Below are 15,644 nucleotides of genomic sequence, written 5' to 3'. Positions count from 1 at the left end.
TAATAGTGCATGCGAAAAAGCCCCTGCTTTGAGCGTTCTGTCTTGGCTTTGCCAAGGATACAGCTCCAGAGCAGGGATTTATTTTATTTCTTGATATAAAGTTTAAGATTACCAGCTGGCTCCTGTTTGCCAGAAGGATGGCTTCAACATAACCAGGAACAGGAATATTTCCAGTCGCCCTACCACCATAAGGCCACAGCAGATATATTTGGTCAAGTCATTAAGGGTGCTGAAGTCGTTAGCAGCACCAAAGGCCACTCCTGCATTTCCTATGGCGGAAAAGCCCAGCACAATGGCATCCATAATAGGCAGTCCCTCAATAGTGAAAATAAGGGCACCCATAAGCGCCAGAAAAACATACAGGAAGAAGAAGCGTCCCACCCTGTTTACCACAATATCCAGCCGCTCCATCGTATCGTATTTCATGTGAATAATCTGGTTTGGGTGGAGCTTTTCCTGAATAATGAAATGAATCATTTTGAAAAGCAGCAAAAATCTGGCTATCTTCATTCCACCTGAGGTGGATCCGGCACAGCCTCCAGTAATCATGACTATCAACAGGCAGTATTTGGAAAAAGCCGGCCATGTGTCAAAGTCACTGTTGGAAAATCCCGTGGTGCTGATGGTGGCCGCCGTCTGGAATGAGGCATAGCGGAAGGCCTCAAAGAGATTCATATCTACAGCGGCGAAAAGATTAGTGGTAATAGCCATGGATAAAAGGCCAAACAGGGCCATGTAGGCAATGAATTCCCCGTCCTTTAAAATCTTGTGATAGCCCTGCTTCCAGGCAATAAGATAAAGGGAGAAGTTGCCTCCTCCCAGCAGCATGGCAATGGTAAGCACCACCTCTGCCGGCAGATTGTCAAAGTAACCGATGCTTTCATTTCTGGTGGAAAAGCCACCGGTGGCAATGGCTGACATAGCATTATTAACGGCATCAGAAAAGCTGAAGCCGCATAAAAGCAGCAGAGCAATAATAATAAAGGTGAGGAATATATACACGATTAGCAGGGCATGGGCGGTGTCCTTAAACCTTGGCAAAGGTCTGGTTTCCGTTGGCCCTGTGGTTTCCACCTCAAACATTTTCAGACTCTTGGTACCTGTCTGGGGAACGATGGCAATAAATATTACGATGATTCCCAAGCCACCAAGCCAATGGGTGAGACTGCGCCACAGCATAATGCTGGTGGGCAGACCCGGAATGTCCTTTATCACCGAAGCTCCGCTGCCGGTAATTCCCGATACACCCTCAAAAAGACAGTCCACCAAAGGCATATAGTGTCCTGTTAAAAAAGGCAGAGAGGCAATTATGGAGGCAAATAGCCAGCTAAGGCCGGTAATGGCTATGCCTTCGCGGATGCTAATATCGTTGGTGGTTATTTTTCCACGGTTGCTGAAAAACACGGCCAAAGACAGGCTGCATAAAATGGCAGCCAGAAAATCCAGCTCATTGTTTTCATGAAGCTGGATTGCCGTAAAAAAAGGAATCAGCAGGGTAACAGACATGGCAACCATCAGGCGGCTAAGCATATAATATATCACCGGATAACTCATGTTGCACCCCCCTACCAGTGTTTATGCAGCAGCTGCTGGCGGCTGCCAAAAATTAGAATTAAAAAGGCAAAAATATCCAGCTTGCCCAGCACCATCAAAAAACAGCAAAACAGCTTTACGATAACTGGCAGTGCCAATATTTCGCTGTGGCTGGTATGAAACAGCATAATTGGGCCTGTACTGGTGATGCAGGCTATGGCAATATCCATGGACTGCTGCATATCCAGTCCCGCTGCAGAAATCACCAGAATGGAAATGGCTATGGTGATAAATACGATAAAGAAAAAGCCCAAAATTCTGTTTATTACCTTTGAAGGCACGATTTCACCGTCAATTTTCATGGTCATAATAATATCGGGGTGAATGGTTCGGGTCATTTCGTTGGCACAGGATTTAAAGAGAATCATAAGTCTGAGAATCTTAAAGCCTCCTGCCAGGGAACCAATACAGCCACCGATGGAAGCCACCACGATAAGCAGCATTTTGTCGAAGTCTGTCCATGTCAGTACCTCAAAGGGCGGGGCTCCGGTGGTGCCGGCATACAGGGCCACGGAGAAAAAGCCATAAAGCAGACTGTCAGACAGATTGTAGTAATTATTGTGATATAAATGTAAGCCGCAAATCAGACCGATTACCAGGATAATCAGCACGAAGATATGAAACTCCGTATTGCGGATAGTTTTTTTCAGCATGGAATACTGGCGGCGTTTAATAGCCTGCCAATAAATAATTACATTGCCTCCTGCGGCAATAAGGCCCACAATGGCAGCTGAGGCAAACCAGACATTATTGTATAAGTAGGCATCAGAAAAATAACAGCCACCAGTGGAAATGGTGACCATGGCAAAATTAATGGCATCGTAGGTGCCAAGCCCTGCAATGCTGAAGAAAAATACGCCGATAATGGTTAATATGGCGTAAAGAATGGAGAGGCGACGGGTATTTTTCCGCAGTCTGTTGATGGTTACTACGCCGGTTTTCAAGGCCACAGGCATGGCAAAGCTGATGCCAAACATTCCCGTAATTGCAGGCAATACTGTGGCAATAAACATGAGAATCATGCCACCACCCATCCATTGGGTCATACTGCGCCAGAGAATAAGGGCTGGATCCTGAAGGGACAGAATATTGGTATAGCCTGTGGTGGTAAAGCCAGACACGCTCTCCACAAAGGCGTCTATGGGTCCCAGATAATGGCTGAAATAATAGGGCAGACCGCCAAAAAAGGCTATGGTGACCCAAATTGCGCACAAAAAGATGGCACCGCCGTACACAGACAGTGATTCCGGCGGATTAGAGGATTTTTTTATCAGCAATATTGCTATCAGCAGGGTAATACATATAGATTGTCCAAATACTCCCGTCATAAAGTTATGATGGAGATATATGCTGTAGGCAAAGGGTACCGCCATACAGGCTGAGCAAAGCAGTAGTGCCCTGCCCATAAGATAAGGGATCAGTTTATCCATCGTTTATCCTTTAACGCTGAAATTTGCGTTTTATTTGTGAAAATATTTTAAAACCTTGGTGGTTTCCTGTTTTTCAGTAATGATAATGGCTCTGCCACCGGCAGCCAGCACAGTATTACCATTAGGAATCTCCACCACATCGTCCTTTACAAAGGCACATAGCAGACATGACTTTGGCAGTTTGGCGTTCATGAGCTTTTTATCGCAGACGCTGCAGCCATCCTGGATGGTCACCTCCGTAACCTCAGCTCTGGCATCCTGCAACAGGGATACGGCGGAATTGCCCCGAACGAAGGCCAGCACCTCATTGGTGGCCAATATTCTGGAGGAAAGGGAAATATCCACACCCAATTCAGTCAAAATGGATTTGTAGTCGGTTTTGGCCTGGCGGATAATGGTCTTTTTGACTCCGTGATGCTTGCCCAAAAGGGCCAGCAGGAAGTTCAGTTTATCATCGTCTGTCAGGCAGATAAGGGCATCAGCTTCGTTGATACCCTCCTCCAGCATTTTGTTGATATCCGCTGCATCAGCCCAGATAGCCTTGCCGTGGTACTTAAACATGGAGGCTACCAGACGGCACCGTTCTTTTTTGGTATCGAAAATTTTTACCTTTACATGCTGCTTGTCAAGCATGGTGGCCACGAAACGTCCCATACGTCCCGCGCCTACGATGGTGACCTTGTTCAGCTTGGAGGCATTGCGCTCCACCAGATTTTTGCTGAAGGTATCAATATCCTGGGTTAAACCAATAAAGTAGGCATTATCTCCAGGCTGGAAGGAATCATCACCATGGGGCAGAATCATGCGCTGACCACGGAAAATCATGGCAGCCATAATGGTGGTTGGCATATCCAAATCCTTCATTTTTATGTTGGCCAAAGGAGATTTCTTCTTAATTTTGGTCTCAAAAAGACGGACCTGACCATCGGCGAAGTCCTCAATATTAAGGGCTGCCGGAACCATGAGAATACGATTTATTTCCATGGCCATAATCAGTTCAGGATTTAGCATAAGGTCTATATCAAAGTTGGATTTAAGGTATTCCTTGGCTTCGGAAATGAACTGCATATCCCTTATACGGGCAATGGTGCGCTTAATGCCATGCTTTTTGGCCAGAATACAGGACACCATATTTACCTCATCGGTGGCGGTAACGGCTATAAGGACGTCGGCACCACGGATGTCATCATTATTCATGGTAATAGGGCTGGAGCCGTTGGCCTCAATGGCCAGAACATCCAGACTGGCCTGAACATTTTGCAGACGGGCTGCATTGTTATCCACCACAATTACGTCATATTCTTCCTGGGAAAGGCGTTCAGCGATGGAATAGCCCAGCTTTCCCGCGCCAACTACAACGATTCGCACGATGGAACCTCCTATAAAATCTAACAATATTTCAAGCTATATCATACTCTATTTTGACAAAAAAAACCATCATTATGGATTATGATAAAAGTTAAATGTTAATATGAAAATAAATGTTAGCCATGATATGGAAAAGTGCTGTATAATATAAGGTAAACATAAATGAATTACTTATTGGTAATGAAAGGGGTGAGGCTATGATAAAGGAACAGCGGGGGGCGGTAATTATTCTCTTTGCGGCGCTGATTCCCTTTTTGATGTGCTTTGCCGGCCTGGCGATAGATTTGGGAAATTTATATGCCCACTACTCCAAGCTGCAAAATGCAGCGGATGCGGCGGCTCTGGCTGGAGGAAACGCCTATGCGGAAAGCGGTGGCGATCTGGAGACTGCAAATTCATTTGCCCAAGGTTATGTAACTATAAATGATGAGAGGGCATCATTTAAATCACCACCTAAAATAGAAGAGAAGAACAGAAAATTCTATTATGTGGTTGTTATAAAGGAAAGGGTTCCACTGTTTTTTTTGCGCTATTTCCCGCAAATAGGCTCTGATACGGAAATAAGTGCCGCTGCCTGTGCCCAGATTTTTGTACAACGGAGTGCGCCGGGAAGTAATAGCGGTGGCTTTGTCCTATTTGATAATCTGTTTACTGCCAAGCAGGGCTTTGATTCGGTTAATTCCATCCAAAATCCTGATAATCATGATATTTCCCAAAATAAAAATAACTGCTCTACCTATGAAGGCAATATTGTTATTGGTGACGAGAGTGCCTTTAATGAGGCTTCAAAGAATGTCTACCTGAAACCAGAGGCCTTTGGTGCCGATGGTAATAGCCAAATTACCGTAAATGAAGCTACAAGACAGGGGTATGTCAATATTCCGGAATATAATGGCAGTCTGGAGGTAACGAGTTATTATCGTAATACAGTGCAGCAGCTGATGACGGCGGATTCAACCTATAGGATTACGGACCAAAACCAGCAAAATCTGGACAGTAGTTTTTTAGATAAGCTGAGCAGCCAAGGGGTGGATGTGATTTATTATAATATTCCCAACTTGAATGTAAATATCACCCAAGCCATTAGTGGCGATACCAATAAACCACTGTATATCATTTGCGATAACATTAATAATTTTAATACCTCTGCCGATATGACCGGCGGCAGGCCAATAGTGCTTATACATAACGGTTCAGGGGATTTTTGGATGAATTGTAATGGCGGTACCTTTATGGGAGATATTTACGCCCCCTTTGGTTCTGTCCATATTAATGATAATCATCACCTTTTCTATGGCAGTATTGTGGCGGGCAATAGAATCCAGCTGCAAAGCCAGGGATATTATATCCAGCGAAATTATACCAGCATGGGTGCAGGAGGCAGTAGCTCCGGCTCAGGGGCTGGAGGTTCTGGAGCTGGCTCTGTCAGCTACAAAGTAAACCTGGTTAATATCAGTCAGGCACTGTAAACAAAAGAAACAAAAAAGAACCGGATCCTCGGATACTCAAGGTATCACGAAGATTCCGGTTCTATTTTTATATTGGTAAGTGCCTCAGGGGAAAGACGGCTTAGGGTTCCTGCAGGAAGCTCGATAGCTCCCTTGGCTCCCGGGGCAACGCATATTCCCGTCCAGGGCTTTAGGTTTGTGCCCACCTTTACCACATTATATTCCTCATCGTAAAAGATTACATCAATGGGGAAACGCATGAACATCATGTGAATACTGTTGCATGGGGCCAGCAGCAGTCCAGTATTGGGCTCCAGCCTGAATCGCCCCATAAGCCCCAAAAATCTTTTTAAAAAGTTATCTGCCACCGTAAGTCTAAATTTTTCCTTAGGGTCGCAGTTTATGGTTAAAATCATCATTTTACAGTCCTCCGGTATTAGAATTGCTTAATCAGATTTAATATAACTGGCACCAATATTACCACGAACAAAGCCGGGAATATAAATAATAATAACGGAAATAATATCTTTATGGGAGCCTTTAAGGCTTCCTCCTTAATGGACTGTCGTCGCCGTTCCCTCATATTGTCGGCTTGAATGGTAAGGGTATTGCTGATACTGGTACCAAGGCGTTCTGCCTGTATTATGGAGGATACGAATAAGGACAGCTCCGGCACCTCACAGCGGCTGGCCATACTTTTAAGGGCCATACGTCTGGCTACGCCCATGCTCATATCATCCAGGGCTTCTCTTAATTCGTCAATGAGAGGTCCATGGGTGCGCTGGACGATTTTTTTTACGGCTGCATCAAAGGTGAGACCAGCCTGCACGCTGACACACATCAAATCCAAAACCTCCGGCAGCTGTTTTAATATTTTGGTCTGCCGTTTGGTAATAATTGAATTAAGTATCATTAATGGCAGGGAACCACCAATGATAAAACCCAGTCCCAGCCAAAGGGCAATCTGTACTGGTGGCAGATTATGATAGCTGGCATATCTGTAGGCAAAGTAGGTGGCAAAGCACACAAAGATGGCCCAAATAATGGAAAAGCCTCCTACTGACAGCTTTTGCTTAAGGCCGGCCACCGTCAGTTTATGTTGGATAGTACCCGTAAGTGAAGAAGGGGTCAGCTCAAAGAAATTCTTTTCCAGCCTCTCCGTCAGGGGTTTAATTACCCTATTGTAAAAGGAAAGGTCTTCCTTTTCCTGCTCCCGGTTTATGGGCATATTGTTCATTAAGCGGCTGGCATCCACCGTGTTCAGGTCGTTAATGGAGTTAAGGCGCTTTTGATAGGTGGATTGGGGCACCACATATTTTTTTATGAAGGCGAAGCAAAGCAAAAATATCAATAATGCCACAGACATGGAAAAAAGAAGGGCTAACATCATCAATACATTCCTCCCTCATCTCCCATATTCTGGAACATTTCATCCGGCAATTCTACGCCGTTGGTCTGGAATTTGTCCAAAAAGCCCGGCAGCAGACCTGTGGTCACGAAGCGCCCCATGGCTTTGCCGTTTTCGTCCATACCCGTCATCTGATAATAGAACAGATCCTGGGTGGTAATGGTATCACCCTCTAAATGCTGAACCTCAGTTATATGGGTAATCTTGCGGCTGCCATCCTTTATGCGGGACTGATGGAGTATCAGGTCAATGGCAGAGGAAATCTGTTCTCTGATGGCCTTTACAGGCAAATCAAAGCCAGACATGAGTACCATGGTTTCCAAACGGCTGAGGGCATCCCTTGGGCTGTTGGCATGGGCGGTGGTAAGGGAACCATCATGGCCCGTATTCATGGCCTGCAGCATATCCAGAGCCTCACCGGAGCGCACCTCTCCCACCACAATGCGGTCAGGGCGCATACGCAGGGCGTTTCTTACAAGATCGCGAATGGTAATCTGTCCCTTGCCTTCGATATTGGCAGGGCGGGATTCCAGGGTTACCACATGGGGCTGCTGCAACCGTAGCTCTGCCGCATCCTCAATGGTGACAATGCGTTCATTGCTTGGTATAAAGGATGACAGGGCATTAAGGGTGGTGGTTTTACCGGAGCCGGTACCACCAGTTACCAGTATATTAATTTTGGCTGCCACGCAGGCCTGGAGGAATTTGGCCATTCTACGGTCCAGGGTACCAAAATTAATGAGATTATCAAAGGTCAAGGGCTTTTTGGAAAACTTACGGATAGTTACCACCGGCCCCACCAAGGACAGTGGGGGGATAATAATATTGACACGGGAGCCATCACTAAGACGGGCATCCACCAATGGGGAGGCCTCATCAATGCGGCGACCCAACGGAGAAATAATCCGCTCAATTATATTCATCAGGTGTTCATCATTGTGGAAGGTAATATCTGTCAGTATCAGCTTGCCCATACGCTCCACAAATATTTTCCGGGGACCGTTTACCATTACCTCTGTAATGGAATCATCCTTTAAGAGGCCCTCAATTGGCCCCAGCCCCAGCATTTCATCCCTAAGGTCGCTGATAACTCTGCCCCGCTCCCCTCTGGGAATGGCAAAGGGATTTTCATCCAGCACCTTTTGGACATAGGAATCTATGATGTGCTCAATTTCCAACACATCCTGATTTTTGGTGGATAAAATCCGCTGCTCCTCGGGAGTCATTTCCTCCACTATGCGATGATGTATTTTTAATTTGATTTCCTGAAAGGAATTGTCCACCTGATCCACGGAAAGGGAGGCAAAGATTCTTACCTGAACATTCCGCTGATTGGGGCGGCCTAATCTTTCCAAAAGTGACAAGGTACCCTCACTCCACTTCAAAGCACCACAACAACCGCCTAACTACCTCCATTGGAGTTGCCGGAATTAGGGCGGTACATGGTGTATGTTATCTTAATTCCCTTTAGGGCACTGCTTGAGCCAAAATTTCTCATAAGCCTGCCAAAATAGGAATTTGTATTATAAGGTGCGTTGGCAGTTACCACCACATCATTATTTTCATCTTTTACTTCCAGATACTGATTATTTCCCCCGGATTCTCTGTCAGGCTCCCATTTAAAGATATCACTGATGAGCTGTACATCCTTTATATTGTTTTTTACAATGGTCTGACGGGCGGCAGTATCCTGGGCCAAAGATGCCTCATGGGCAATACTTCTGGTGGTATTGCTCAGCATCAGATAGTCCGCAAAGGCAAAGCCAAAGTAGATAATGCCCACAATAAAGACAAGCAAAAGAGGCAGAACAAATGCAAATTCCACAATGGCTTGTGCTTTTTGGAATTTCATAATTCTGCCTCCTCAGTTTTAATTTTTCTTTTAAAGATTTCCGAATGCAGTCACTGCAACTAGCGTTCCTCCGCTGATGTAGCTTCTAAATACATCCAGAGGAATTAATTGCCGCCAGTGCCGGAACCACCACTAGTGCTAGAACCACCGGAAGTGCCAGTAGTGCCGTTAGCCTCATTGAGAGTTTTGGTAACATTGCTAAAGGTAGTTTCAATAGCTCCCTTAATCCCACTACTATTGGTAAGTGCTATTGCAATACCAACTACAAATGCCAGAATCAGAGCATATTCCACCATACCCTGAGCCTTTTGCTCCAAATAACGCATAACCTTCATAATACGTTCCTCCTTTTAAGATAAACTAATGTAGCTATAATTGTCCTAAAATATTAACAAATAATAGCTACGAATTAATAATACAATTTTCTGGTAAAAATGTCACGGAGAAAATGAATTATTATTTACTTATGTATCGATATTTACAATCCTTTTAATAACTATAAAGCCAATTATTTCTAAAAAAATTGCTATGCCAATGGCAATGTGGCCGATTTCCTCATCAAATAAGGGCTTTAAGTAGCTGGGATTAATGGTATTTATGAATACTGCCAGGGCAATGGGCAGCAGGGCCAGGATAATTCCCGACAGTCTTCCCTGGGAGGTAAGGGTTTTTACCTCCTGTCGCATTTTTAGGCGGGCATTAATGGTGTTACTGATGCTGTCCAGTATCTGGGACAAATTACCCCCCACCTGGCGTTGAATCAGCACAGCGGTTATTACCAGATCAAAGTCCTTGCTTTTGACCCGTAGGCTCATATTTTCCAGGGCTGTTTCCAGAGGTACTCTGAGATTGGTTTCCCGCATGAGTTTTTCCACCTCCCGGCTGGCCGGGGCATCCATTTCTCTGGCCACATGCTCCATGGCCTGCATAAAGCTAAAGCCCGCCCTCATGGCATCCGCAATCATTTTCAGCATATCGCTGAGCTGGTTGGTAAAGGCGGCCTGTCGCCTCTGAATGCGTAAATTAAGTACAGACCATCCCAGCAGTGCACCAAAAATAAAGCCAAAAAACATACTGACTATTTGGTGGGTATAGGCGAAGAAAGCCATGGCCCCCAATATCCCCAAGCCAGTGAGAACAAGCTGAAATTCCGAGCCTGTAATGGGCCAGTCAGCCTGTTGCAGCTTCAGCTCAAAGGAATTGCTTCTCTTAAAGGGCTCCAGCATTTCACCGCCACGGTGAAGCAGGTTTTTGAGAACATCCCCCAGAGTTTCCTTTTTGCCAGAGGCTGTATTGGCTGCCTGGTAGTCGGCAAAATAAGCTATGCGCTTCTTGATATTCTGTTTTTCCCTGTTCTTGCGGCCCAGAAAAAACATAAATATGCTGAAAACTATAAGGGCAGCAAGAAGTGCCATAATTAGCTTAAAAATCATCGTCGTCGTCCTGTTTTTCCTTGGTTATTCTCCCTGCCAGATAGTTTATTCGCTGGCTGAGAGGGCTGTTTGGCTTTAAATCAAGGGCCATACGTCCGTCATCGGCGGCGGTGGCTACATCCAGATAGGCATTTGGAATTATACCAACCACAGGATAGCCAATAACTTCCTCCATTTCCTGCTTGGCAGTAATGGTACAAGGCTCCACACGGGTAAGGATAATCTTTACCTTTTCCTTGTAATTAGGCCAGGTGGTGAAAATATCCAGAGAGCGTTGAATGTGCTGTACCTCGTACCCGCCGTTCAGCATGGTAACAATGTAGGTGGTATCAGACATTTCCGCCGCCGCAATGGAGGTGGGATTAAAGCCCGCCGGTACATCAATAAGCACGTACTGGAACATGGTTCTGGCCATATTGATGATGCTTTCCAGAGAGTGGATGCTCACCTTGTCAATAAGGCTTGGCTCCTTGGTACCACAAAGGATGGACACGTTCTTGGCCACGGGCACAAAGTAGGAATTAAGGGACACCGGGGAAAGGAAATCCGTATCTCTGGCGGCCTCCACAATAGTGCTTTGTGGCTTTAGGTTGAAGAAGAAGGCCATATCCCCAAACTGCAGATCAGCATCGATAATGCCCACACTGGCATTTGTTTTTCTGGAGATGGCCATGGCCAAATTGGCTATAAGGGTGGTTTTGCCGCTTTTTCCCTTAGGACTGAAGAAGGTCATAACCTTGGCTTCCTTGCCACCGGTTTCCGGTTTGCTGAAGGCAAAAATGGCATCCAGCAGCTCCTCAGAGGAAAAAGGCTTTACCAAAAAGCATTTGGCTCCTGCATTTACATAGAGGCTGGAGCTTTCAGCAGACCATTTTTCGCCGGTGCATATAATATCCGCATTGGGATATACCCGATGAAACTCTTCCAACAGATTCATAATATTAGGGTTATCTGCATCCAGCAGAATAATATTTGGGGTAAATACCATGCCCTGCCCCAGGGCATCCTTGGCATCCCTGAAACGGGCCACAAGGGTGACGGTTTCTGTTTCCCGAATTATGTTGGAAAGCTGCTCCAAATAAAGTCGGTTGCCCTCCACCAGCATGATGTTATTATTAATCATTGAGAAGGCACCTCCTAACTAAATATCTTGGACAGCCAAGAATTTTTCTTTTGGGTTTCTGTAGTCTGATAACCCTTGTTGGTATATCTTGCCACCAGAGCCCGAAGCTCCTGGGTCAGCTCGCTATCCTGACCGCTTAATACCAGGGGAATTCCCGTGGCTATGGACTCTCTGGCGGAAATGAAATCATTGTGGAGAATGTGATAGAAATCCTCACCCAGTATACTTACCACGTCCTTTAGCTGGATATGGGTTTTGGAATCACTGCGGTTCAGCACCAGACGAATCTTGTTGGAATCGTAGTTCAGGGTACGGAGGGTTTCATTGCCTATCTTCATATTTTTTATGGTAGGAATGAAATCCACAATTCCCAGGAAGGTAACGATGGTACTGATATCCAAAAGGGCCAGGTTCAGTACGCTGAACATGGATGTGGTGTCTACGATGATATAGTCATATTGCATCCGCAGATTCTTCAGCACATCAATAATGGTTTCAGGGTTAAGATTATAGGCTTCCTCCAGCTTAGCAGGATTCGGAATCACCTGAAAGGATACCCCTTCGTAGGCGTAGGTAGTGAGCATAGGCATCAGAGAGCTGCCTGAATCCGCCTTTATGCTGTCACAAAGGTCTGTAATGGTATATTGGGGAGTAAGGCGCAGATAATTTCTGATGTCCCCAAATTGCAGATCAAAATCTGCCAGGCACACACTATAGCCCTCTCTGGCCAGCTCTGAGGCCATATTTATACTTATAAGGGTTTTTCCCACAGCCGAGGCTGTACTAAAAAAGGTTATAATGACACCGTTAATTTGTTCTTCAGCCATACGCTCATCTCCGAAAAAACTGCATCAGAATTATTTTTCTTCATAATTTTTCTTTAGCACATCCAAATCATTTGGATTTACTTCCTTCATGTCGGTATACTCCTGCTTGGCCTGCTCCACTGCATTGGCAAATGGCTGGGATACCTTTAATGGATCACCGCTGTTTACGATGGTAGGAGTGATAAGGATAACCAGCTCATGACGATCTCTGGAGGTGCTGGTGTATTTGAAGAACTCGCCAATGATAGGAATGGAACTGAGAAGAGGAATCTTGTTTACATTCTTGCTTTCACTGTTGTTCATAAGGCCACCAATGGACATGGTTTCACCATCCGGAATGGTAATAACGGTGGAAGCCTTACGGGAAAGGAGGGCCGGAATTGTGCCCGCGCTGGTTGTTACAGCATTGCTGCTGTCAAGAGAACTGATTTCTGCATTTACCCCTGTGGTAATATTGTTGTCAGGGGTAGCGGTAGGCTTGATATGGAGCTTAATACCGTATTCACGCCAGGTGATGGAAACATCACCGTTTTTATTGGAAGTAGGCAGTGGAATCTCGCCACCAATGAGAATTTCAGCTTCCTCACCGCTCATGGTGGTGACATTTGGTCTGGAAAGGATTCTGGCCTTTCCCTGTTTTATAAGAAGGCCGAGCTTAAAATTAATGTTGTTGTATACATGGGGGCCAAACTGCTTGAAATCCTGACCACCATAGAAGCTGCCAAAGGATATACCGCTGAAATCCCCTGCTTCAGTCCTGACAGTACCGCTGGAGCCTGTCATAATGCCCAGATCCTTGGCGTCAGCATTGGAAATATCAATTACCATGGCTGCCAGATTAATCTGGGTAGGGTTGTCCATTTCCAACATATTGATGACGTTTTCAGGGTTACTTACGAACATAACGGCCACGCTGTGGGCCTGCTGTTTTTCATACTGGTTTTTAACCTTTCCCTTAAGGAGAATCCTGTCCCCTACCTTTTCCACCTGAATTCCGGGAATGTTTATGGCCTGCCTGATGGCATTGGATGTGCCGGAGTCCTTATTGGAAACATTAACTATAAAGTCCTGCTGCATACCGTCATCAGTCCACACCGTAAGACTGGTGGAGCCTGGGGCTACGCCGATAATATTAAGGGTTCTGTTGTTGATAACATTTACATCCGCAATGGCGGGATTTGCAATGGCCACCCTGATAATGTCAGCATAGCTGGAGGCATTAAAAAGGGTTGACTGATTTATCTCCAGATAGAGGGGCTGAACGTAGGCTGCTGCTACTGAGGTGGACAGAAACAGCATAAATGCGGTCAGCATGGTGGCTATATGAAGTTGCCAATTATGTATAGTTTTTTTCATTTTTAGGCTCCCTCTCTGGTAACTTTGGTACCGCGAATAACTTCAACTGAACCATAGGATTGGGCTGGTGCAGTAGTTGCTGCCCCGTTGGATACAGGCTGACTGCCACCTGGCGGTATAGGCTGTCCTCCCTGTGGTGTAGCCCCCTTATTTGTTACCTTGGAATATTCCGTGTTGGTAGTAAAGGTATCTCTAGGCTTATAAGGTCTCAGTACCAGGTATACAGTGCCGGACTGGGCTGCAGCTATAAGCTCCATGGCATCCCGTGGTGATACTGCCAAAGTGGCGGTGGCCACCCCGGAGGAAGCGGTATTGCTTGGTGCAGGCTGGTTGTTACCCAGGGCACTGCCGTTATTGTTATTACCATTATTATTTTGGTCACCATCGCCATTGGCTGGTGTATTTACCACAACATTGCGCTGACTGTACATTGGTGTTTTATTTATGGCCAAAAGCAGGATATTCTGCAAAATTATGTTGGAGGTAATGCGGTTATCGTTGCCACTGCCGGACACTACCAATACATCCACATAATCTCCCGGCTTGGCGAAGCCGGAAATACCGGTAACATCGTTGATGCCTATGGATATGGCACGGCAATCCGGTGGAATGGTGCCGGTGAAGCCCGCCATCTTTATATCCATCAATACCTTTCTGTCGGTGACGATATCATCACGCATTATCTGGAATTTGGCAGGCTTGCCCACAATATCCCTTACATCCGTAATGGCATCATCCGGCACAAATTCCACAGGGATTTCCCTGGTGGTCAGCATATTTGACTGAATAAGGGTTCGGGGAGCAATATCCGTGGCCGCCACGATGACTGTGGCCTTTTCCCCGTTATAGGCGGGCACCGGTGTTTCCGGTTTTTGCTCCAGATAAATAAATAACAGGATGCCAAACAAAATGCTGGCAACGGCAGCGAAAACTATCCAATATTTGTAGCTGATTTTTTCAGCCATTTCAGAAAATTGTTTTTTAAATTCTGGTTTCATTTTTTTGCCTGTCCTTATTTTAAAAATTGTTTTATTGCACTTAATATTCTAAAATAAACTATAGGTATATTATAACGCAATTGTTCAGATTTTTCTTTTAAAAATATCAGCAAAAGAAAAATATACTTATGGATTTGCGAAAAATATTTTAAGCAGGTGATTATGGTGTTTGGTCACATTTTTTTTAATAACATTTTGTTTGTTCTCCTATTGATAATCTTAGGTTATTTTGGGGGCCGCGGTTTGCTGACCTGGTCCGAATATCTGAGCCGTGAATACGAGAGTGAATTGGATATTTTTATTCCCGTCACAAGACCGGTGGCAGAAAACAAATGGCTTATGGTTATAGCAGCCATAGTGCCTTTGCTGTGTGTTGCCACAGCCTGTTACTTATACGGCATTCAGTACCCTATTATTCTATATGTCTTTGCCGTTTCCCTTTTTATGGTGCAATTTTCTTTGACTGATTTTTTGTGGCAGGTGATTTTTGATAAGCAGCTGGCCCTATTTGCCATTTTGGGTATCAGCAGATTACTGATAACAGGTGATGGGCTGGTGGACTGTCTCGTAGCATCCGTTACGAGTTTTGTGGCGTTTTTCCTGCTGGCGGTAATTACCAGGGGAGGCTTCGGTGGCGGCGATGTGAAGCTCATAGGTGCCATGGGGCTGTGGCTGGGTTCAGATCTCCTCCTTACCACGGTGATGGCAGGTTCCATTCTTGGAGGAATTGTAGCCCTTCTGCTGTTAATAACCAAAAAAAGAGGCCGCAGGGATTATTATCCCTACGGACCATATTTTGCCATCACTG

15 protein-coding genes are annotated in these 15,644 nt (G+C 45.4%); 2 read left to right on the top strand and 13 right to left on the bottom strand.

Translation table 11 applies throughout. The features are described from left to right. Positions 1-108 precede the first annotated feature (108 nt). Genes ACKI5G_RS10645 through trkA form a run of 3 tightly spaced genes read right to left on the bottom strand, consistent with a single transcriptional unit; the run spans position 109 to position 4,391 of the window. Positions 109-1,554 carry a TrkH family potassium uptake protein gene (locus ACKI5G_RS10645; RefSeq protein WP_407400221.1) on the bottom strand — a complete coding sequence of 482 codons (1,446 nt, stop codon included), beginning with the start codon at positions 1,552-1,554 and terminating at the stop codon, positions 109-111. 11 nt (positions 1,555-1,565) lie between these two features. Then, the gene (locus tag ACKI5G_RS10640) at positions 1,566-3,023 is read right to left on the bottom strand and encodes a TrkH family potassium uptake protein (protein WP_407400219.1); all 1,458 of its coding nucleotides are present in this window, start codon (positions 3,021-3,023) and stop codon (positions 1,566-1,568) included. A gap of 30 nt (positions 3,024-3,053) precedes the next feature. Beyond that, positions 3,054-4,391: a Trk system potassium transporter TrkA gene (trkA, locus tag ACKI5G_RS10635; RefSeq protein ID WP_407400217.1), complete on the bottom strand. Its 1,338-nt coding sequence runs from the start codon at positions 4,389-4,391 to the stop codon at positions 3,054-3,056. A gap of 197 nt (positions 4,392-4,588) precedes the next feature. On the opposite strand from trkA, the gene ACKI5G_RS10630 reads away from it, so the two are divergent. Next, entirely contained in the window at positions 4,589-5,860 is a 1,272-nt protein-coding gene (locus tag ACKI5G_RS10630) for a pilus assembly protein TadG-related protein (protein ID WP_407400215.1), read from the top strand. Between the two features lie 44 nt (positions 5,861-5,904). Here the strand turns inward: ACKI5G_RS10630 and ACKI5G_RS10625 are convergent, their stop codons facing one another. The 10 genes from ACKI5G_RS10625 to cpaB all read right to left on the bottom strand — a co-directional run bounded on the left by ACKI5G_RS10625 (position 5,905) and on the right by cpaB (position 14,836). Next, complete coding sequence (locus ACKI5G_RS10625) at positions 5,905-6,258, bottom strand: DUF192 domain-containing protein (RefSeq protein ID WP_407400213.1); 354 nt, start codon at positions 6,256-6,258, stop codon at positions 5,905-5,907. 17 nt (positions 6,259-6,275) lie between these two features. Further along, the gene (locus tag ACKI5G_RS10620) at positions 6,276-7,229 is read right to left on the bottom strand and encodes a type II secretion system F family protein (RefSeq protein WP_407400211.1); all 954 of its coding nucleotides are present in this window, start codon (positions 7,227-7,229) and stop codon (positions 6,276-6,278) included. Next, positions 7,229-8,611 (bottom strand): CpaF family protein, encoded by a 1,383-nt coding sequence (locus ACKI5G_RS10615; RefSeq protein WP_407400255.1) that lies wholly within the window; start codon positions 8,609-8,611, stop codon positions 7,229-7,231. The genes ACKI5G_RS10620 and ACKI5G_RS10615 overlap by 1 nt, the downstream gene beginning before the upstream one ends. A gap of 38 nt (positions 8,612-8,649) precedes the next feature. After that, positions 8,650-9,099 (bottom strand): TadE/TadG family type IV pilus assembly protein, encoded by a 450-nt coding sequence (locus ACKI5G_RS10610; RefSeq protein WP_407400209.1) that lies wholly within the window; start codon positions 9,097-9,099, stop codon positions 8,650-8,652. Between the two features lie 104 nt (positions 9,100-9,203). Beyond that, complete coding sequence (locus tag ACKI5G_RS10605) at positions 9,204-9,434, bottom strand: Flp family type IVb pilin (RefSeq protein ID WP_407400207.1); 231 nt, start codon at positions 9,432-9,434, stop codon at positions 9,204-9,206. A gap of 129 nt (positions 9,435-9,563) precedes the next feature. After that, positions 9,564-10,532 (bottom strand): type II secretion system F family protein, encoded by a 969-nt coding sequence (locus ACKI5G_RS10600; protein ID WP_407400205.1) that lies wholly within the window; start codon positions 10,530-10,532, stop codon positions 9,564-9,566. Continuing rightward, entirely contained in the window at positions 10,522-11,655 is a 1,134-nt protein-coding gene (locus tag ACKI5G_RS10595) for a response regulator (protein ID WP_407400203.1), read from the bottom strand. Before ACKI5G_RS10595 ends, ACKI5G_RS10600 begins: the two co-directional genes overlap by 11 nt. Before the next feature lie 14 nt (positions 11,656-11,669). Continuing rightward, complete coding sequence (locus tag ACKI5G_RS10590) at positions 11,670-12,482, bottom strand: CpaE family protein (protein ID WP_407400201.1); 813 nt, start codon at positions 12,480-12,482, stop codon at positions 11,670-11,672. A 30-nt stretch (positions 12,483-12,512) separates the two neighbouring features. Then, positions 12,513-13,838 carry a type II and III secretion system protein family protein gene (locus tag ACKI5G_RS10585; RefSeq protein WP_407400199.1) on the bottom strand — a complete coding sequence of 442 codons (1,326 nt, stop codon included), beginning with the start codon at positions 13,836-13,838 and terminating at the stop codon, positions 12,513-12,515. Positions 13,839-13,840: 2 nt separating this feature from the next. Further along, positions 13,841-14,836, bottom strand: coding sequence for a Flp pilus assembly protein CpaB (gene cpaB / locus ACKI5G_RS10580; RefSeq protein WP_407400197.1), 996 nt, complete (start codon positions 14,834-14,836; stop codon positions 13,841-13,843). Between the two features lie 243 nt (positions 14,837-15,079). Between cpaB and ACKI5G_RS10575 the strand changes: the two genes are divergently transcribed. Continuing rightward, positions 15,080-15,644 (top strand): prepilin peptidase (locus ACKI5G_RS10575; protein ID WP_407400195.1); only part of this gene is annotated, 565 nt, incomplete at its 3' end.

The sequence above is a fragment of the Anaerovibrio sp. genome, from assembly GCF_045637405.1.
Lineage (GTDB): Bacteria > Bacillota > Negativicutes > Selenomonadales > Selenomonadaceae > Anaerovibrio.
This window is presented reverse-complemented; position numbering and strand designations above follow the sequence as displayed.

Coding starts and splice junctions, on each gene's coding strand:
- ACKI5G_RS10645 (WP_407400221.1), bottom strand. CDS start 1,554: ATGAGTTATCCGGTGATATATTATATGCTTAGCCGCCTGATGGTTGCC.
- ACKI5G_RS10640 (WP_407400219.1), bottom strand. CDS start 3,023: ATGGATAAACTGATCCCTTATCTTATGGGCAGGGCACTACTGCTTTGC.
- ACKI5G_RS10630 (WP_407400215.1), top strand. CDS start 4,589: ATGATAAAGGAACAGCGGGGGGCGGTAATTATTCTCTTTGCGGCGCTG.
- ACKI5G_RS10625 (WP_407400213.1), bottom strand. CDS start 6,258: ATGATGATTTTAACCATAAACTGCGACCCTAAGGAAAAATTTAGACTT.
- ACKI5G_RS10620 (WP_407400211.1), bottom strand. CDS start 7,229: ATGATGTTAGCCCTTCTTTTTTCCATGTCTGTGGCATTATTGATATTT.
- ACKI5G_RS10610 (WP_407400209.1), bottom strand. CDS start 9,099: ATGAAATTCCAAAAAGCACAAGCCATTGTGGAATTTGCATTTGTTCTG.
- ACKI5G_RS10605 (WP_407400207.1), bottom strand. CDS start 9,434: ATGAAGGTTATGCGTTATTTGGAGCAAAAGGCTCAGGGTATGGTGGAA.
- ACKI5G_RS10600 (WP_407400205.1), bottom strand. CDS start 10,532: ATGATTTTTAAGCTAATTATGGCACTTCTTGCTGCCCTTATAGTTTTC.
- ACKI5G_RS10595 (WP_407400203.1), bottom strand. CDS start 11,655: ATGATTAATAATAACATCATGCTGGTGGAGGGCAACCGACTTTATTTG.
- ACKI5G_RS10590 (WP_407400201.1), bottom strand. CDS start 12,482: ATGGCTGAAGAACAAATTAACGGTGTCATTATAACCTTTTTTAGTACA.
- ACKI5G_RS10585 (WP_407400199.1), bottom strand. CDS start 13,838: ATGAAAAAAACTATACATAATTGGCAACTTCATATAGCCACCATGCTG.
- cpaB (WP_407400197.1), bottom strand. CDS start 14,836: ATGAAACCAGAATTTAAAAAACAATTTTCTGAAATGGCTGAAAAAATC.